Origin of the sequence: Ochrobactrum sp. A-1, from assembly GCF_022488005.1 — a bacterium.
Classification (GTDB): domain Bacteria; phylum Pseudomonadota; class Alphaproteobacteria; order Rhizobiales; family Rhizobiaceae; genus Brucella.
Window position 1 is genome coordinate 1,777,108 of record NZ_JAKVQC010000007.1, and the last position, 17,893, is coordinate 1,795,000.

Sequence of the window (17,893 nt, forward strand, 5' to 3'; positions counted from 1 at the left end):
TCAAAGACGGCGGAAGATTTCGACATTCAAAACTAGAGACATGAAAAGGGTCCAATCTTCTCCGTTGCATTACGACTGCCTGCAAAGTTTTTTGTCGGAGCTTGAACGGCGCAATGATCTCGTCCGGATCAAGCGTCCGGTATCGCTTGTCCAGGAAATAACAGAAATCCACAAGCGTGTGCTTGAAGCGGATGGTCCGGCATTACTTTTCGAACAACCGGTCGATGCCGATGGGCGTCTGCATTCAATCCCCCTCGTGGCCAATCTTTTTGGCTCTGAGCGACGTATTGCATTGGGGCTTGGCCGTGCCGTCGAGGAAATCCCTGACCTTGCCAAGATGCTTGCGGAACTACGGGCACCTAAACCGCCGCGCTCGGCAGGGGAAATATGGAGCACGCTGCCCTTGGCAAAGGCTGCATTGAATATGCGCCCTCGGCTAGTCCGCCGCGCACCGGTGCAGGCGAACATACTGGAAGGCGAAACCGTCAATCTCGATCAATTACCGATTCAATGGTGTTGGCCGGGAGAGCCCGCGCCGCTTGTTACCTGGCCGTTGATTATCACTCGGGCACCAGACGATCCATCCGATATCAATGTCGGAATTTACCGGATGCAGAAGCTTGGCCGGGACAGGTTGATCATGCGTTGGCTCGCCCATCGTGGTGGTGCGCGTCATCACCGCATGTGGCAAAGGCGGGGGGAGGATATGCCCGTTGCTGTGGCTATCGGGGCCGATCCAGCGACGATTCTTGCTGCTGTCATGCCTTTGCCAGAAGGGATGAGCGAACTTGCCTTCTCGGGCCTGCTTGCCGGGCGAAGGCCTTCCGTCGTTGATGCGCACACTGTGCCGCTCTCCGTGCCCGCTAACGCTGAAATCATTCTGGAAGGGCACGTTTCCACATCAATCACCGCGCCAGAGGGGCCGTACGGCGATCACACCGGCTACTACAATAGTGTCGAGGAATTCCCGGTCATCCAGGTAACGGCAATGACCATGCGGAAGAACCCCGTCTATCTTTCGACCTATACCGGTCGCCCTCCGGACGAGCCGTCAAGACTGGGCGAAGTGATGAATGAGCTGTTCGTGCCAATTGTGCGAAAACAGTTCCCGGAAATTGCCGATTTGTGGCTGCCTCCGGCGGCATGTTCCTATCGCGCAATGGTGGTCTCAATCGACAAGCGCTATCCCGGTCAGGCGCGACGGGTGATGATGGGACTTTGGTCGATGCTGCCGCAATTCAGCTATACGAAGCTCATCATCGCGGTCGATCCGGACATAAATGTTCGCAATTGGGATGATGTCATGTGGGCGCTCGCTACGCGCTTCGATGCGAGCCGCGATGTTGTGATGCTCTCCGACACGCCTGTGGATTATCTCGATTTCGCATCGCCGCGCTCGGGCTTGGGTGGGAAGCTTGGTCTCGATGCGACCAACAAGATCGGCTCCGAAACCGACCGGGAGTGGGGCGCTGTGCTGAAGATGAGCGAAGATGTGGTCGCTCGTGTAGATGCCATGTGGGGTGAGCTTGGGTTGAATAAGGAAAACATGTGATGAAACGGGTTGTTGTCGGAATTTCCGGCGCATCGGGCGCTCTCATCCCGCTCAAACTGCTGGAACAGCTTTCTGCTTTAACTGATGTCGAGACCCATTTGGTCGTTTCAGACGCCGCACAGCAGACCTTGCGTCACGAGTTAGGCCCCGACGGTTATGCGCTTCTGCACAGGCTTGCGCACAGAAGCTATTCCGTCGGCGATATTGGCGCTCTGATCGCTAGCGGATCGGTCAAGACAGCCGGTATGATCGTTGCGCCATGCTCTATGCGTACCCTTTCGGCGATTGCAACGGGGTACAGCGACAGTCTGTTAACCCGCGCCGCCGATGTTCATTTGAAGGAGCGGCGCAGGCTGGTCTTGATTACACGGGAAACGCCGTTGCATCTGGTCCATCTGCGCAATATGTGCACGGTGACAGAAATGGGCGCGATTGTGATGCCGCCAGTCCCGGCATTCTATTTCAAGCCGCAATCGGTTGATGAGGTGGCCGATCAGATCGCGGCGCGAGCCATTGACCTGATCGATATTGGCGAAAAGCAAGCGGAAAGCTGGGCAGGCATACCCGGTAATCGATAGCAACAGTTGAGACTTCACGCGAAAGGTTCGGTCGGGCCTTTCGCGGGGTGGGTGAACCATTTCGGCCCGGTTGCTGTCATATGAATATGATCTTCCAGACGAATACCGAATTGGTCTGGAATCACAATCATCGGCTCGTTGGAGAAGCACATGCCTTCAGCAAGGGGGAGTGAATTCCCGCGAACGATGTATGGGGCCTCGTGAATTTCCAGACCAAGGCCATGACCGGCGCGATGCGGAAGGCCGGGCAACGCATAATCCGGTCCCAATCCATGCTTCACGAGTGCAGCGCGTGCCGCATCGTCAAGGGTTGAACAGGCCGCACCAAGCTTAGCCGCGTCGAAAACGGCCTGTTGCGCTTCACGTTCGATTGCCCAAACGCGTGAAAACTCTGCGCTTGGCTCTTCCAGCATGTAGGTGCGCGTAAGATCGGAGTGGTAGCCATCGATACGGCATCCGGTATCGACGAGGATAACGTCACCGGACCGATAGAACTGTTCTCCATCTGCACCATGCGGCAAAGAGGTCGCTGCTCCGAAAGAGACAATGCAGAACGTCGAACCGCCAGTAGCACCAAGGGTACGGTGCTGTTCATCGATAAAGCGTACCACATCGCTTGCGGCGATGCCGGGCTTTATCGATGCATGTGCGCGGCGATGGACTTCAAGTGTCAGATTCATCGCGTACTGAATGATCGCAATTTCATTGGCTGACTTGCTGATGCGCTGTTCACGGATCAGTTCACCGCCGTCAAGCAAGCGCTCCGGCGAGATTTCGTGTTTAAGAGCATTATAGACGAACAGCGGCACAGCATCATCTACGGCAAGTGTAGCGCTTGCCGGAATGAGTGACGCTATCAGTTCAGCACTGCTCTCTTCCTCCTGCCACACGCGGATTTCACCCGGCAGATGCGGCAGGCTTTCGACGCGGCTCTGTTCAAAGCCGGGAACGATATAAACGACTTCCGACGGTGTGACGAGTGCGCCCAGAAAACGTTCGCTGATGTGCCAGACAAGCCCGGTATAATATCGCAGACTTGCCGTTGGCCCGAGCAGAAGCCCGCCAATCCCGCGCTCTCTCAATTTGCTTTGCAACAATGCCAATCGTTCAAGACGTTCTGCGTGTTCGATGCGTGGAGGAGATGACGGTGAAGTCATAATGCATACCTTTGCGGTTTGTTTCTGGCAAAGCCTGCGTTCGAACGCAGCTTGCTTCCGGGCAGATATATCACGGCTGTGGCTATCTGAAAGTCATCTCTCCGCTATTGCGTTCAAAAGTTCAGGACGGCAAGGCTGATTTGCGAAACACGACACAAGACGCCGTTCACGGGGACTTTTGTGGGATAACGGCGAGACCGTTGCCTGGAATGTCTGAGTGAGTGCACGATCACAAAGTGATGATAATCAGTCCGTTTTTTTCGTGGCACATTGCGAGCCGGAATTGAAAACATTAGGTGAGGTCACACTGCGGTAACAAAGTTACCGTAAAAGGCTGCAGTTTCAAAAATGACTTTAGCGTCTGTGAGGTTTCATGCCTGAGTTGTGGCAGTGGGTTTCCGCTTTCGGTTTTTCGATTGTTATCATCGTTGCGGCGCTGGTCTATCTCAACATGTCAAACCGTGAAACGCCTGGTGATATGTTTAATCTCTTCACGAAAGTTGGTGCTGTCGCAGTAGCGTTCGTTGCTGCCTTCGCTAGCCTGGCCGCCGCCGCCATTATTGATTGATCTTGCCGCTTATATTTTCAGCGAAGACACTGCGGCTTCGCTCTTATGCACATAATCGTTCGCATCCTGTTGCCGTTGGAACAGCAGGATAAAGAGTAAGTCCGTCAAAACCAGTTGTGCATCGCGTGCCGTGATTGACGACGAGCGCACTCGTTCTTCATCGGCAACTGTATATAGGCGAATATCAGCGATCTTGTTGAGCGGGTTTTCGTTGAGGCCTGTAACAGCGATCACGGTTGCTCCCCACTTCTTGGCCTGCTCGGCGATGCGAAGGGTCTCGATGCTCGTTCCCGAATAGGAAAGGGCAAACAGAACGTCACCCTCATGCAATGTGGAAACATTGGCCATCTGGATATGGCTATCGCTGTCGTGCATTACATTGCGCCCAAGCTTCATCAGCTTGTAGGAAAAATCACGCGCAACGAGTGACGATGCGCCAACGCCAGCGAGATGAATACGCCGGGCGCTGATCAGCGCTTGCAATGCGCCGTCGATACCTTGTTCATTGTTGACGGAAATCGTCTGCTGCATGGATTGTAGCTTGCTGCCGATCAGCTTTTGCAGAACCGTAATATAGCTGTCGCCGGTCTCGATGCTGCCGTGGACCATGCCTGCCGGAACCTGCCATTCTTTGGCTCGAGCTTCGCTGACCGCGAGTTTAAGTTCCTGATAGCCGTCAAAACCGAACTTTTGACTGAATTTGACGACGCTCGATTGACTGCGGCCGGTCGCGACTGCGAGCGCGGAAGAGGAAAGCTTCAATACCTGTTCTGGATGATCGACGATGAACTGGCCGATCTTTCGGTCTGCAATCGTCAGCTCGTTCAATTTGGCATTGATCTTCTGCAGGATCGACATGCGCGATTAATCCCCACTCCGGCGTCGGAAGGCTCGATATTCGATTGTCTTGCCTCATAAGACAACCGAAATTGATTTGGAATATAAAATTCCAATCTTTTAAAATTTACGGAATGAGCTAACTATCCACAAGATGGTACATGGTGGAGAGACATGGAACGATTGCGAATTGTCGGTGGACGACCGTTACAGGGAGCGGTCACTATCTCCGGTGCGAAAAACGCTGCGCTGCCTCAGATCGCGGCTTCCCTGCTAAGTCCCCACCCCGTTGAGCTTACCAACCTTCCAGCGGTGAGTGATGTTGAAAACATGCTCAATGTCGTGCAGTCGCACGGGGCACAGGTCTCCCGCACGCCGCATTCGACGACAATTGCCGCCGCTGAACTTGTCGAAGGAGAAACGCCTTATGACACTGTAAGGCGAATGCGTGCGACGGTTCTGGTGCTGGCACCTCTGTTGGCGAGACTGGGTAAAGTTCGTGTTTCCTTGCCGGGCGGATGCGCCATTGGCGCGCGGCCTGTCGATATGCACTTGAAAGCGCTCTCCACACTTGGCGCACATGTTTCCATTGATCGCGGCTGGATCGTTGCTTCGTCCGATAGCGGCCTGATCGGAAGCCGTATTGTTTTGCCCGCACCTTCCGTTGGCGCGACGGCAACAGCAATGATGGCGGCAACCGCCGCTCGTGGCGAGACGGAAATATTGAACGCAGCCCGTGAACCGGAAATTGCTGACCTTGCAGCATGTCTTGGGGCCATGGGCGCGCAGATTGAAGGGGCGGGTACGCATCGCATTCTGATTCAGGGCGATACATCTTGGCGTTCTGCACGCCATCACGGCATACCGGATCGTATCGAAGCCGGAACTTATGCAGTGGCTGCGGCGATTACCGGCGGCACGCTCGAATTGACACATGCTCGTCTTGAGCATCTCGCTTCTGTTGTGCAAATGCTTGAAACTATGGGCGTCAGTGTATGGCCGAGCGACCGCGGTCTGGTTGTTTCGCGTAATGGCGTCTTACGTGGCACTGATTTGACGACCGAACCCTATCCCGGCTTCCCTACCGATTTGCAGGCCCAGTTCATGGCGTTGGCAGCATGTGCCGAAGGAGCATCGCTCATTCGCGAGACAGTGTTCGAAAGCCGGTTCATGCATGTGCCGGAACTGATGCGGCTTGGCGCTGACATCAAACTGCAGGGAACAACTGCTCTGGTACGCGGCGGGCGCCCGCTGCACGGCGCACAAGTCATGGCAACGGATTTGCGGGCATCCGTGTCGCTTGTTCTCGCAGCGCTGGTTGCCGAGGGAGAAACTGTCGTTAATCGCATCTATCATCTTGATCGCGGGTATGAACAGCTTGACCGCAAACTGAAACTTTGCGGTGCAGATATAGAACGGCTGTCAGAATGATGTCGGACAGGGTTGGGAAAAATCGGTTCTATCTTGGCGTGGATGGCGGCGGTACGGGTTGTCGAGCCCGGTTGGAAGATGAGGTCGGCAACGTACTCGGACAAGGATTGTCCGGCCCGGCGACTACACGGCTCGGGATAGACAAGGCATGGGAATCCATTGCACGTGCGTTTGACGCAGCGATCAGCGAGGCAGGTCTGTGTGCGGAAGAACTGGCCCGAACGCATGCAGGTATTGGGCTGGCGGGCATAGGCAGGCAAGGTGCGCTCGAAGCACTTCAGGCTATACAGCATCCCTTTTCGAGTATTCATTTCATAAGCGACGGCAAGGGCGCTTGTCTTGGTGCGCATTCGGGTAATGACGGAGCCATCGTTATTGCTGGGACCGGATCAATTGGCCTTGGCTTCGTGAATGGCACCGACATTCGTGTTGGAGGCTATGGCTTTCCCATCTCAGACGAAGGCAGTGGTGCTTTTCTGGGGTTGTCTGCGATTCAGCGGGCGCTTCAGGCCTATGACGGACGTATTGAACGCACGCCACTTCTCAACGAAGTCATGGTGCGTTTTAATCAAAACCCGATGGAGGCGGTCGCGTGGATGGACCGGGCCACTGCCACGGAATATGCATCTCTGGCACCTATGGTCATGCGCCATGCGGATCAGGGCGATGCAGCCGCGCGCCAGATCGTTCAAGCTGCTGCGGGCCATATAGATACGATCGTGCGCGTACTTTTCGAAAAAGGGGCACCTCGCGTTACGCTGCTCGGCGGGCTTGCGACCCCACTAGAACCGTGGTTGGCACCCGATGTCCGTCGGCGACTGAAACCTGCCGATGGCGATGCTGTTTCAGGTGCGATCATTCTTGCTCGAAATATGGTGATCTCCAGTTGAGCGCAAACGTATGGCACTCATCGAATAGGAATAATTTATTCCATTGTGCGATTGACTGTGGGAATTTATAATCTTACCATTCATTAACCATATGGCAGCGGATCCTGAACGCTGATCTATAAGCAGGCAGAGGCATGACTGAACAGGCATTGTTATCTGAACTGGATAGGCTGGTTTCAGAAGAACGAAACCCCCGCACGATGGATATCGATCTCTTGTCGAGCCTTGCTATTGTGCGCCGTATTAACGATGAAGATCATCTGGTTCCCACCGCCGTTGAGCAAGTACTGCCTCAGGTCGCGCAGGCCGTCGATAAGATTGTCGACGCATTTCGGGTCGGCGGCCGACTGATTTATTTGGGCGCAGGAACAAGCGGACGTCTCGGCGTTCTCGATGCATCGGAATGTCCGCCGACTTTCAGCGTGCCGGAGGGCGTGGTGATAGGGCTGATTGCAGGTGGCGTGGATGCGCTGCAACATGCAATCGAAGGGGCAGAAGATGATCCGTTGCTTGGGGAATCTGACCTGCGCAACATAGGTTTGTCTTCGCACGATGTTGTTGTGGGAATCGCGGTCAGTGGGCGCACGCCCTATGTGATAGGTGGTCTGGCCTACGCAGCATCTATCGGCGCCACGACCGTGGCGCTCTCCTGCAATCCCGATTCGACCATTGCGACCTTGGCTGAAATCGCCATATCGCCGGTTGTCGGGCCTGAAATACTGACAGGCTCAACACGCCTTAAGTCCGGTACGGCGCAGAAGCTAGTTCTTAATATGCTGACGACGGCGAGCATGATCCGGATCGGGAAAACATACGAGAACCTCATGGTGGACGTCAGTGCCACCAACAATAAGCTTGTTGCGCGGGCATCGCGAATTGTCATGCAGGCAACCGGATGCGGGGCGGGGGAGGCGAAACGCGTTCTCGCTCTGACCGACAATGACGTGAAGCTTGCAATTCTCATCACGATCACCGGAATGCCAGTGGATGAGGCAAGAAAGGCATTAAAGAATGCTGGGGGATTTCTTAGACAGGCAATAAATGCCAATAAAGCGTGAGCCGAAGCGGGGAAGCAATCGGACATCAGCATTGCAGTAATTTGCGAGGGAAGAAAATGGGAGTGAGTTTCAAGAAAAGCCTTATTGCGGGCGCTGCCGCAATAGCGTTGAGCATTGGGAGCTTTGGCGGATTAGGTGTTTCGACGGCTTTTGCCGTGACGCTCCGAATGGCCTGGTCGCAGGATGCCACTGGTCTCGATCCACATAAGCAGCCGGCATTTTCGTCGATTCGCCTGCTTGAGCTCATCTATGAACCGCTCGTCCGTCTTGATTCCAACCTTCAGATTGCGCCTGCCATTGCAAAAAGCTGGGAATTTTCCGATGGCGGAAAGGTTCTCACATTCAAGCTCGACAAGAATGCGAAATTTCAGAACGGTCAGTCGGTGACGCCAGGCGATGTGAAAGCATCCTTCGAGCGCATTTTGGATGAAAAGACAGGCGCAGTGGCGCGCGCCAATTTCGGTTCCATTGCTGCTATTGAAACCCCGGACGCCGAAACGGTCGCCTTCAAACTCTCGCAGCCTGACGTTCCTCTATTGGCAGCCATTGCCAGCATCAATGCGGCGGTCGTTCCGGAAAGCGAGATCAAGGCCGGAAATATTGGGACGAAAGCGGTTGGGTCAGGCCCATTCATCCTTGAGCGTTGGGAACCGAACTCCAAGGAAGTGCTGAAAGCCAATCCCGATTGGGCGGGCGGCAAAGTAGCGATCGATGGGATCGACATCAGCGTCCTGCCGGACGAAACAGCAATTCTCGCGGCGCTTCGCGCCAAGCAGATCGACTTTGCATTTCTAAACGACCCGCTGGTTGCAACGATGGTGCCGCGTGAGAGCGCGCTGGAACTGGTACGCACACCGGCACTAGCCTATCACGTGTTACAGCTAAATCCCTCGCGCAAACCAATGACAGAGTTGGCCGTGCGTCAGGCCATTTCCTGCGCTGTTGATCGCCAGGATGTGCTCGACACCGCATTGCTTGGTGAAGGCAAGGTGACAGGTCCCTTGACCATGCCTGCTTATGCAAGCGATCCGAACACGCTTTTCTGCTACAAACGCGATGTCGAAAAAGCAAAGAAGCTGATGGCGGATGCCGGTTATGCGGATGGCTTTTCGGCAACCATCATAGCTGCGAATGGAGAGCCAGCAACCGCTGCGGCTGAAGCTCAGGTCCTCCAGTCGCAACTCGCCGAAATCGGCATCAAGCTCGATATCCGGATGATGGAACTTAACGTCTATGTCGATACCTGGCTGAAGGGTGATTTCGACATGGCCGTGGCTTTGAACGGCGGTTCGGCTGATCCCTATACGATGTATGGTCGTTACTGGACCAAGGCGGGAAACCTTCAAAAGGTCGCGCAGTATATCGACGATACGCTCGATGATCTGATGCAAAAGGGAAGAGTTGAGACCGATCCTGAAAAACGCAAGGTGATCTTCGCCGATTTCGAAAAGCACATAACGGAAGTTTCTCCATGGGTTTGGCTCTATACGGCCAACAACTATGTTGCTCACCAGAAGAACGTTACAGGTTTTGAGCCTCGCGCTACCGGTTCGCTGTTCGGCGTAACCAAGCTGCAGATCGGGCAGTGATGTCTTGAAATCCGTCAAGCCTTCATCAGGAAGGCGTGGCTTTCCAGTGCCTTCCTTGACGGCAGGCCGTGAGTAATCTGACATGAATTATCTGACACGTCGGCTGCTGACATTTCCACTGGTTATGCTGGGGGTGTCGATCCTTGTCTTCGTTTCGATCCGTATGGTTCCGGGCGATTCCATCACGGCTATGCTCGGAACGGAGGCTGGATTGCTGACGCCGGAACAACGGCAGTCACTGGCGCAATATTTCGGCATCGATCAAAGCTGGACTACTCAGTACTGGCGCTGGCTCGGTGACGTGTTGCAGGGTAATCTGGGTGTCTCGGTCACGTTCGGCAAACCGGTTTTGACGGTTATTCTGGAACGCTTCCCGCTGACACTGCAACTGGCATTGATGTCGATGATTATTGCGTTGCTCATTGGCCTTCCGGCCGGGATTTATGCGGCAACTCGCAACGAGAAAATGTCCGATCTTGCCGTCCGTATTTTCGCAATGATCGGCCAATCGACCCCGAGCTTCGTTCTGGGCCTCCTCTTTATCTATATTCTGTCGGCCGGCTTTGGTGTGTTACCGACCATGGGCGAATTTACGCCGATATGGGTCAATCCGTGGCAGAATTTTTTGCAGATGATTTTGCCCGCCATAACACTCGGCTTCGCATTTGCTGCATCGGTCACACGCATATCGCGTTCCGCCATGCTGGATGTTCTCAGCGATGATTACGTTCGTACCGCTCGCAGCAAGGGTGCTTCGGCCCGCTCTGTTATCTGGCGGCACGCATTGCCGAACGCACTCATCCCTGTGGTGACGCTGAGCGGCGTGGAATTTGGTTACCTTCTGGGCGGAGCTGTGCTGGTCGAGCAGATCTATGCTCTGCCGGGACTTGGACGCATGGTGCTCGACGCCATTTTGCAGCGGGATTATGCGTTGGTGCAGGGCAGTATTCTCTTCATCGCCTTCAACTTCATGATCGTCAATCTGCTTGTTGACCTCCTTTACGTAGCGCTCGATCCACGTATTCGCCTGGGGGAAAACTGATGCAGATATTGCGGTCCGTTTTTGCTCATCCGAGTGGCCGTATCGGCGGGCTCATCGTATTGATCTATCTGATCGTCGCGTGTCTGGGGTATTTCGGCTTTACGCCGCATGACCCGCTAATGCAGTACCGGATAGACAGGCTGCGTCCTCCAAGTGCTGCCCACTGGATGGGAACGGACCTCTTCGGACGTGATGTGATGAGCCGCCTGATGGCAGGCATAGCGCAATCATTCGTCGTGGGCTTTTCTGCGGTCGGAATTGCCGCCTTTGCTGGCACCATTATGGGATTGACCGCGGCATGGTTCGGGCGCTGGTGGGACGGCACGGTCATGCGCGTCATGGACGTGCTTCTAGCGTTTCCGGCTATCTTGCTTGCGCTTCTCATCATCGCCGTTGTTGGACCGGGCATTGGAACAAGTATCGCCGCCATCGCCATTGTTTACACCCCGATTTTTACGCGGGTTGTACGTGGTCCGGCCTTGTCGATTAAAACACGCGAATTCGTCGATGCGGCACGCACGTTCCACAGCAGCAACCGTTATATCCTTTCGCGCCATCTGCTGCTTAATCTGATCGCGCCTCTGACTGTGCAAATCACTTTGGCGCTGGCCTGGTCGCTGCTAACAGAGGCAGGCTTGAGTTTCCTCGGTCTCGGCACTCAGCCACCTGCTTCGTCGCTTGGCCTCATGCTGGCAGATGCGCGTAATCTCATGGAAACCGCGCCATGGCTGCTGGCCTTTCCGGGCCTGGCGATCATGATCGGTATTCTTGGCTTCAACCTTCTGGGTGATGCCCTGCGCGACATTCTCGATCCCAGGATGCGGAGGGTAACTGCATGAACAAGCTTCTGTCTGTCTCAAACCTTCGCGTTGGTTTCGGGCGCAATCCTGAAGCCAATGAGATCGTGCGCGGTGTGAGTTTCGATCTCGCCGCCGGGGAAACGCTGGCTATTGTCGGAGAAAGCGGTTCCGGTAAATCTGTAACGGCCTTGTCGATCAATCGTCTTGTGGATTTTGGCGGCGGACGCATTATCGATGGAACGATCAAGCTGAAGCGCGCAAACGGCACCACCATCGATCTTGCAACTGCAAACGAAGCTGAGCTGACGAAAATCCGCGGTGCGGAAATCGGCATGATCTTTCAGGAGCCCATGACGTCGCTCAATCCAGTGCTCACAATCGGAACACAGATTGAGGAGTCGTTTCGCCTCCATCGTGGGCTTACCGGAAAGCAGGCAGCTTTCGCTGCCAAGGACGCACTTGATCGCGTACGCATTCCGGATGCTGCAAGGCGTCTTAGATACTGCCCGAACCAGCTTTCAGGCGGTATGTTGCAGCGGGTTATGATTGCAACGGCGCTTGCCTGTAATCCGCGTCTCATGATCGCCGACGAGCCAACCACAGCGCTCGATGTTACGGTACAGGCACAGATCATGGCGCTGCTGGCAGAACTGAAGCGCGAAACCGGCATGGCGATGGTCTTCATTACCCATGACATTGGCCTGGTCGCAGGGATGGCCGACAAGGTCATGGTGATGCAGCATGGCGAGGCGGTAGAGCAAGGTGAACTGAGTGCCGTTCTTGACCAGCCTCAGCATTCTTACACGCAGCATCTCCTGAAAGCTGTGCCGCATTTTGAAAGTGGCAATGCGGCACGAACGGATAGCGTGCGAGCAGCCAGGCCCGGAACAAAGCCAATTCTTGCTGTGGAAGGGCTCACAGTCCGGTTTCCCATCAAGGGAGGCATTCTTGGCCGTAGACTCGGTGCAGTTCATGCCGTGGAGAGTGTCGATTTCGATCTTGTTCCGGGCGAAACACTTGCGGTCGTCGGAGAGAGCGGTTCGGGTAAGTCGACGACAGCGCGCGCGATTCTCGGACTTGTCAAAGCTTCGCGCGGCAAGCTTGAAGTCGGTGTGGCAAATGCCTCTGACACTCGCAGCTCCTCCTCCGTTCAGATGGTTTTCCAGAATCCCTATGCATCGCTCAACCCGCGCCTGCGTATAGATAGTATCCTTGCAGAGCCGGTTATCGCCGCTGGTGGGTACGGTGGGCCGGAAGCGCGGCACCAGATGCTGCAGTTGCTTGACCGCGTGGGCCTGCCCGCAAACAGTCTGGAGCGCTACCCACACGAGTTTTCTGGCGGACAGCGCCAGCGACTTTGCATTGCCCGCGCGCTGATGCTGAACCCTTCGATTGTCGTTTTGGACGAAGCCGTTTCCGCGCTGGATGTTTCAGTGCAGGTGAAAGTTCTGGACCTGCTGATTGAACTCCAGAAGGAACGCGGCCTTGCATATCTGTTCGTGTCGCATGACATGGCGGTGGTGGAACGTATCGCGCATCGCATTGCGGTCGTCTATGCTGGCCAGATTGTCGAAGTCGGCGATGCCGCATCAATCCTGTCTGCGCCGAAACATTCTTATACGAAGCGGCTAATATCTGCTGTTCCAAGTATTGATCGGCGCAACGAGCACTTCACCCTCGACACGCGGCAGGTGCCGTCACTCGTCCGCCCGTTGGGATACGAGCCCGCACCGGCAAACTGGCAGACATACGGTCATGATCACGTGGCCCGGACCGAGGTATAATCATGACGGCTGAACCAAATGTCCGCCACTCCGTGGATACCGCCTTTACCGCACGCTTTGAAAAAGCTTTCAGCCTGCTGACAAGTGCGTGCGACTCAGGCCAAATTCCGGGAGGTGTGCTCGGAATGGTCGATCTCTCCGGCAACCGGGCTGTCCGGGCAACTGGCTATGCGCAGGCTGTACCGGCCCGGCGCGCGATGACAATCGATACATGGTTCGATCTCGCCTCGTTGACAAAAGTGATTTTCACGACACCCCGGATTCTTGCACTGGCTGAGGAAGGTGTCATTGATCTCGACGCGCCGTTGATCACATTGCTTCCGGATCTTCGGCAGTATGACAATGATGCGTGGGAGCGCAGAGTTACTTTCCGCGAATGCCTTGGCCATCAGACACCGTTCCCATCGGTAGAACCGATCTACACCTACGGACGAGACCCGGAATTGTTGCGCGTATTCGTTCTGCAACGCGAATGGCGAAAATCCGCACCGGTTTATTCGGATATCAATTTCATTCTGCTCGGTTTCGCGATGGAAAGGCATTACGGCAAGACCATTCGCGAAATGGACCCCGGTGAGGGGTTTGCCTTTTCTGCGGAGCCGGAGATCAGTGCTGCCACCGAAGATTGCACCTGGCGCAATCGCGTACTTTGCGGTGAAGTCCACGACGACAATTGTTCAGCGTTACAGGGTGCTGCGCATGCGGGGCTGTTCGGCACGGCTGCATCCATACTCGATTTCGCACTTGGTTTGCTCGACGGCACTGGCGCATCGCAACACGTTATAACGCAGATGCGCCAACCAATATCCGCAACCCGGACGCATGGCTGGGAACTGCCTTATGACGGCTGGTCCGGCGGCAATTTCAATTCGAAGGATACGATCGGTCATACCGGTTTCACGGGTACCGGTTTGTGGATCGATTTTGAAGCGGGCAGGGCGTGGACCTTGCTCACCAATCGCATTCATCCGACACGCCATTTCGAAAGTGGTATTCTTTCGCTACGTCAGGGCGTTGGCGACGCAATTTCATTGGGATAGGAGACGTCTATGCAGCCAATATGGGCCGTTGGCCTGATGACCGGCACTGTTCTTGATGGAAACATCGATGTTGCCCTTTTGAAGACTGATGGCGAGACCATCACGGAGTTTGGCGCTTATGCGCTGAAGCCTTATCCGCGCTGGATTCGTGATCTTCTGGAACGAGCGCAAGCGGAGGCTCGAGGCTGGAATTTTGAAGGTGCGGAACCTTCCGTGTTTAGTGAGGCCGAGGAAGCGCTGACGCGTGCACAGTCTGCGGCTGTGCGCGAACTGGTCGAGGAAAGCGGGCTGTCGATGGAGAATATCGGCGTTGTCGGTTTTCATGGGCAGACGGTTTTGCATCGTGCGCCGCAGGCAGGCAGGTTTGGTGACACAAGGCAACTTGGTGACGGAAGGCTTATGAGCGAATTGCTCGGAACTAAAGTTGCTTATGATTTCCGGACAGCAGATATTCGCGCTGGCGGGCAGGGCGCTCCGCTTGCGGCCGTCTATCACGCTGCTTTGCTGCGCAGTGCCGATTCGAGTGGCAATACTGCGATTCTCAATCTTGGCGGTGTCGGCAACATCACGTGGTGGGATGGCGGTGATGCGCTTGTGGCATTCGATACGGGGCCAGCCAATGCACCCATCAATGATTTCATGAAGGCACATGGATTGGGTGAGATGGATCGCGATGGAGTGCTGGCGGCAAAGGGCAGGGTAGACGAAGCCCGGCTCACGGAACTGCTCAAACACCCTTATCTGACTGCGCCATACCCGAAGTCATTGGATCGCTTCGATTTCACCGATGCAATGGCTAACGGTCTGAATGAGGCAGACGGCGCGGCAACATTGACCGCGTTCACTACCTCTGCTGTTGGGAAGGCCCTGGATATTTTGCCGCGTCGGCCAAAGCGGCTGGCCGTCAGCGGTGGTGGCCGTCGCAATCCGACCATGATGCGCATGCTGGTCCAGCGTGCGAAAGTGGAACTCGTTCCCGTTGAAACACTTGGCTGGCGGGGCGATGCCGTGGAAGCGGAATGCTTTGCTTTCCTCGCGGTTCGGGTCTTGCGTGGCTTGCCCATCAGTTTTCCAAGTACGACCGGGGTGCCAGAGCCGATGACGGGTGGAAAACTGGCAGGTTGAATCAACGACAACCATCGAATTTCCCTAAAGGGCGACGTCAATCATGTTGCCCTTTAGGCTCTTGATGGGCGGAATCACGCTATAGTCAGGACATGATCATCCAGCACGGCATGTTAAAAGCGTTACTATCGTATGAAAACGTTCTAATATTGGGGTAATTCACTAACAGCCATGATTTGAAGTTACGTTGCGTCACGGTTGCTGCCGATATTTCATTTTTATTGCATATGAACATGAAAAGATACAAAACTCATGCAATCTTCACGTTGATTTAGGCAATTCTCTTTATCAGTCTAATTTATCATGGAGAAATGCAATGAAACTCATCCGGCTCTTTTTATGTCTGTTCTTGCCCTTGGTCTGGCTGTCGGGGGCAGCGGCGGAGCCGTTGGCCAAACCAACGGGTAAGCCGATCCTCGTCATATCTGGCAATATTTCGAATACAAATGTCGGCGATACAGCTCAATTTGATAGGGACATGCTGGAAGCGATCGGTTTGGAAACCGTAGAAACTGCTAATCCGTGGTATGATGGTCGCGTGCGCTTCGAAGGTGTATCGATGGACAAGCTTATGACGCTCGTCGGTGCCACGGGAACGAAAGTGACGGCGGTGGCGTTGAACGACTATGTCAGCACACTGCCTATGGAGGACTTGAAGAAGTTCAATGTTATTCTTGCTATGAAGCGAGATGGCAATTACATGGCTGTGCGCGATAAAGGACCATTGTTTATAATCTACCCTTATGACAGCGACCCTCAGCTTCAAAGCCAGACCTATTACACACGTTCTGCGTGGCAGGTTGCCAAGCTGATAGTTGAATAGAGGCAAAGTGTGAGACGAATACTAGGCGTTATTATCTGTTGTTTCGTGGTGGCAACGGCCTATATCGCCTATGTCATTGCTGAGCGACAGACTGCGCTTCAGAAGTTTTCCCGTTACAACGATTCCTGGGCTGTTGGTCAGACTGTTTCAGAATATATGCGACTTGAGCATGTTCTCGCTGGATATGCGCTGAATTTGAATGAGGACACGCGTGACGAAGTGCGGCTTCGTCTCGATATTATGCTTGGCCGACTGGAGTTGCTGCAGCAGGGCAATCTGCGTTCTTTCATTCAAAATGACCAGCAGCGGCGCGACCTGTTTCTGAAGCTGAGCAATGTTCTGCAGACACTTGATGCTCAGCTGGATAAACTTGATGCGGAGGGTGTCAAAAACCTTTTGCAGTCGATGAGTACACTTGACGGGCCGATGACGGCACTCGCGTCATCAGCTGTTGAGTATGATGTCGGGCTTATCGATGCTGCACAGGCAGAAGTTCGTCAGCTGCATCTCATTTACACGGGATTGGCGGCAGGTCTTATCCTCTGCGGCGTGGTGCTGGTCATTCTTCTGCTTCGCCATAACAAGCTTCTCGATCGGGCGCATGGCAGCATGCAGCGCCTGACAAGCGACCTTCGTCAAGCGACGGGCGAGTTGCAGTCGCAGAACTTTCGGCTTGAGCATGACGCTCATCACGATGCTTTGACCGGTTTGCCCAATCGTGTTCTATTTCGACAGGATCTGGAGAAAAGGCTTGAAGCCGCACAGTCCGGAAGCCTATCGGCGATCATTCTTCTTTTGGACCTCGATGGGTTCAAAGATGTCAATGATACGCTCGGACATGATGTCGGTGACGCACTTTTGCAGGCAGTCGCGCGGCGCCTCACAAAACTCGGTGAGAGAGGCGACATGGTATGCCGCCTAGGCGGCGACGAATTTGCCCTGCTTTCCACTGGGCTGCAGGAAGAGCAAGCTCTGGAGCTTGCAGATCGCCTGATGGATGCGATTAGTCAGCCTTACCATGTCGGCGAGCTGGAAATAAAAATCGGAACCTGCGTCGGTGTCGCAATCTCCCAAGGCGAACCGGATACGGAAGAACTTTTTAAACACGCCGATCTCGCGCTCTATGAAGCGAAGGCGCTTGGTCCCGGTCACGCGAGCGTATTCAAGTCTCAGATGCAGACACGCTTGAGAGAGAAAAAATCATTCGAAGCTGATCTTCAGAAGGCATTGGAGAACGGCGAGATGGAAGTTTACTATCAACCGCAGGCTTGCACTATCACCCGTGAAATATGCGGTTATGAAGCGCTGCTTCGTTGGACGCATCCTATAAGGGGGGCTGTTTCGCCCGTCGAGTTCATTCCGGTTGCCGAAAAGATCGGCTTCATTCATGCTCTTGGAGACTGGGTGCTTAAGACAGCCTGTCTGGAAGCTGCCCATTGGAACAAGCCGCTCAAGATTGCGGTCAATCTCTCTCCAGTTCAATTTCGCAGTTTGAATCTCATTCAGAGCGTGATTGATGCACTTGAGCAAAGCGGGCTCCATGCAGGGCGGCTGGAACTGGAGATTACGGAATCAGTTTTGCTGGACAAGAACGAACAGACCCTGAGCACACTACGCCA

Annotated in this window: 16 protein-coding genes (1 of these 16 cut by a window edge); 14 read left to right on the forward strand and 2 right to left on the reverse strand. The window is 54.6% G+C overall.

Annotated elements, in window-relative coordinates; all coding sequences use genetic code 11:
• Positions 1 to 40: 40 nt before the first annotated feature.
• Positions 41 to 1,552, forward strand: coding sequence for a UbiD family decarboxylase (locus MKS82_RS26640; RefSeq protein WP_240579479.1), 1,512 nt, complete (start codon positions 41 to 43; stop codon positions 1,550 to 1,552).
• Positions 1,552 to 2,130 (forward strand): UbiX family flavin prenyltransferase, encoded by a 579-nt coding sequence (locus MKS82_RS26645; RefSeq protein WP_109986913.1) that lies wholly within the window; start codon positions 1,552 to 1,554, stop codon positions 2,128 to 2,130. Before MKS82_RS26640 ends, MKS82_RS26645 begins: the two co-directional genes overlap by 1 nt.
• Before the next feature lie 14 nt (positions 2,131 to 2,144).
• On the opposite strand, the gene MKS82_RS26650 is transcribed toward MKS82_RS26645, so the two are convergent.
• A complete protein-coding gene (locus tag MKS82_RS26650; RefSeq protein WP_109986914.1) occupies positions 2,145 to 3,287 on the reverse strand; it encodes a M24 family metallopeptidase in 1,143 nt (380 codons plus the stop codon).
• A 373-nt stretch (positions 3,288 to 3,660) separates the two neighbouring features.
• Here MKS82_RS26650 and MKS82_RS26655 point away from each other — a divergent pair, with 373 nt between their 5' ends.
• Complete coding sequence (locus tag MKS82_RS26655) at positions 3,661 to 3,855, forward strand: hypothetical protein (protein ID WP_061346523.1); 195 nt, start codon at positions 3,661 to 3,663, stop codon at positions 3,853 to 3,855.
• Positions 3,856 to 3,864: 9 nt separating this feature from the next.
• Here MKS82_RS26655 and MKS82_RS26660 read toward each other — a convergent pair whose 3' ends face one another.
• A complete protein-coding gene (locus MKS82_RS26660; RefSeq protein ID WP_109986915.1) occupies positions 3,865 to 4,713 on the reverse strand; it encodes a MurR/RpiR family transcriptional regulator in 849 nt (282 codons plus the stop codon).
• Positions 4,714 to 4,866: 153 nt separating this feature from the next.
• Here MKS82_RS26660 and murA point away from each other — a divergent pair, with 153 nt between their 5' ends.
• The 11 genes from murA to MKS82_RS26715 all read left to right on the forward strand — a co-directional run.
• Positions 4,867 to 6,123, forward strand: a complete 1,257-nt coding sequence (gene murA / locus MKS82_RS26665; protein WP_109986916.1) for a UDP-N-acetylglucosamine 1-carboxyvinyltransferase — start codon at positions 4,867 to 4,869, stop codon at positions 6,121 to 6,123.
• Positions 6,120 to 7,013 carry a BadF/BadG/BcrA/BcrD ATPase family protein gene (locus MKS82_RS26670; protein ID WP_181394254.1) on the forward strand — a complete coding sequence of 298 codons (894 nt, stop codon included), beginning with the start codon at positions 6,120 to 6,122 and terminating at the stop codon, positions 7,011 to 7,013. Before murA ends, MKS82_RS26670 begins: the two co-directional genes overlap by 4 nt.
• A gap of 134 nt (positions 7,014 to 7,147) precedes the next feature.
• Positions 7,148 to 8,071 carry an N-acetylmuramic acid 6-phosphate etherase gene (murQ, locus tag MKS82_RS26675; protein WP_109986917.1) on the forward strand — a complete coding sequence of 308 codons (924 nt, stop codon included), beginning with the start codon at positions 7,148 to 7,150 and terminating at the stop codon, positions 8,069 to 8,071.
• Positions 8,072 to 8,127: 56 nt separating this feature from the next.
• A complete protein-coding gene (locus MKS82_RS26680) occupies positions 8,128 to 9,660 on the forward strand; it encodes an ABC transporter substrate-binding protein (protein ID WP_109986918.1) in 1,533 nt (510 codons plus the stop codon).
• 82 nt (positions 9,661 to 9,742) lie between these two features.
• The gene (locus tag MKS82_RS26685; RefSeq protein ID WP_109986919.1) at positions 9,743 to 10,702 is read left to right on the forward strand and encodes an ABC transporter permease; all 960 of its coding nucleotides are present in this window, start codon (positions 9,743 to 9,745) and stop codon (positions 10,700 to 10,702) included.
• Complete coding sequence (locus MKS82_RS26690; protein WP_109986920.1) at positions 10,702 to 11,541, forward strand: ABC transporter permease; 840 nt, start codon at positions 10,702 to 10,704, stop codon at positions 11,539 to 11,541. Before MKS82_RS26685 ends, MKS82_RS26690 begins: the two co-directional genes overlap by 1 nt.
• On the forward strand, positions 11,538 to 13,286 hold the full coding sequence (locus tag MKS82_RS26695) for an ABC transporter ATP-binding protein (RefSeq protein ID WP_109986921.1): 1,749 nt from the start codon (positions 11,538 to 11,540) through the stop codon (positions 13,284 to 13,286). The genes MKS82_RS26690 and MKS82_RS26695 overlap by 4 nt, the downstream gene beginning before the upstream one ends.
• Positions 13,287 to 13,288: 2 nt before the next feature.
• Complete coding sequence (locus MKS82_RS26700; RefSeq protein ID WP_109986922.1) at positions 13,289 to 14,326, forward strand: serine hydrolase domain-containing protein; 1,038 nt, start codon at positions 13,289 to 13,291, stop codon at positions 14,324 to 14,326.
• Between the two features lie 9 nt (positions 14,327 to 14,335).
• Positions 14,336 to 15,451: an anhydro-N-acetylmuramic acid kinase gene (locus tag MKS82_RS26705; protein WP_109986923.1), complete on the forward strand. Its 1,116-nt coding sequence runs from the start codon at positions 14,336 to 14,338 to the stop codon at positions 15,449 to 15,451.
• 316 nt (positions 15,452 to 15,767) lie between these two features.
• Positions 15,768 to 16,274, forward strand: a complete 507-nt coding sequence (locus tag MKS82_RS26710) for an oxidoreductase (RefSeq protein WP_109986924.1) — start codon at positions 15,768 to 15,770, stop codon at positions 16,272 to 16,274.
• Between the two features lie 9 nt (positions 16,275 to 16,283).
• On the forward strand, positions 16,284 to 17,893 hold the 5' portion of the coding sequence (locus MKS82_RS26715) for a putative bifunctional diguanylate cyclase/phosphodiesterase (protein ID WP_109986925.1). The gene runs 367 nt beyond the window's last position; 1,610 of the gene's 1,977 nt are visible here — the first part of the coding sequence; its start codon is at positions 16,284 to 16,286; the stop codon falls past the right edge of the window.

What these genes read in the sequence shown, in the direction of transcription:
- MKS82_RS26695 (WP_109986921.1), top strand. Translation starts at nt 11,538, where the DNA reads ATGAACAAGCTTCTGTCTGTCTCAAACCTTCGCGTTGGTTTCGGGCGC.
- MKS82_RS26700 (WP_109986922.1), top strand. Translation starts at nt 13,289, where the DNA reads ATGACGGCTGAACCAAATGTCCGCCACTCCGTGGATACCGCCTTTACC.
- MKS82_RS26680 (WP_109986918.1), top strand. Translation starts at nt 8,128, where the DNA reads ATGGGAGTGAGTTTCAAGAAAAGCCTTATTGCGGGCGCTGCCGCAATA.
- MKS82_RS26660 (WP_109986915.1), bottom strand. Translation starts at nt 4,713, where the DNA reads ATGTCGATCCTGCAGAAGATCAATGCCAAATTGAACGAGCTGACGATT.
- MKS82_RS26640 (WP_240579479.1), top strand. Translation starts at nt 41, where the DNA reads ATGAAAAGGGTCCAATCTTCTCCGTTGCATTACGACTGCCTGCAAAGT.
- MKS82_RS26645 (WP_109986913.1), top strand. Translation starts at nt 1,552, where the DNA reads ATGAAACGGGTTGTTGTCGGAATTTCCGGCGCATCGGGCGCTCTCATC.
- MKS82_RS26690 (WP_109986920.1), top strand. Translation starts at nt 10,702, where the DNA reads ATGCAGATATTGCGGTCCGTTTTTGCTCATCCGAGTGGCCGTATCGGC.
- murQ (WP_109986917.1), top strand. Translation starts at nt 7,148, where the DNA reads ATGACTGAACAGGCATTGTTATCTGAACTGGATAGGCTGGTTTCAGAA.
- MKS82_RS26655 (WP_061346523.1), top strand. Translation starts at nt 3,661, where the DNA reads ATGCCTGAGTTGTGGCAGTGGGTTTCCGCTTTCGGTTTTTCGATTGTT.
- murA (WP_109986916.1), top strand. Translation starts at nt 4,867, where the DNA reads ATGGAACGATTGCGAATTGTCGGTGGACGACCGTTACAGGGAGCGGTC.
- MKS82_RS26685 (WP_109986919.1), top strand. Translation starts at nt 9,743, where the DNA reads ATGAATTATCTGACACGTCGGCTGCTGACATTTCCACTGGTTATGCTG.
- MKS82_RS26705 (WP_109986923.1), top strand. Translation starts at nt 14,336, where the DNA reads ATGCAGCCAATATGGGCCGTTGGCCTGATGACCGGCACTGTTCTTGAT.
- MKS82_RS26650 (WP_109986914.1), bottom strand. Translation starts at nt 3,287, where the DNA reads ATGACTTCACCGTCATCTCCTCCACGCATCGAACACGCAGAACGTCTT.
- MKS82_RS26710 (WP_109986924.1), top strand. Translation starts at nt 15,768, where the DNA reads ATGAAACTCATCCGGCTCTTTTTATGTCTGTTCTTGCCCTTGGTCTGG.
- MKS82_RS26670 (WP_181394254.1), top strand. Translation starts at nt 6,120, where the DNA reads ATGATGTCGGACAGGGTTGGGAAAAATCGGTTCTATCTTGGCGTGGAT.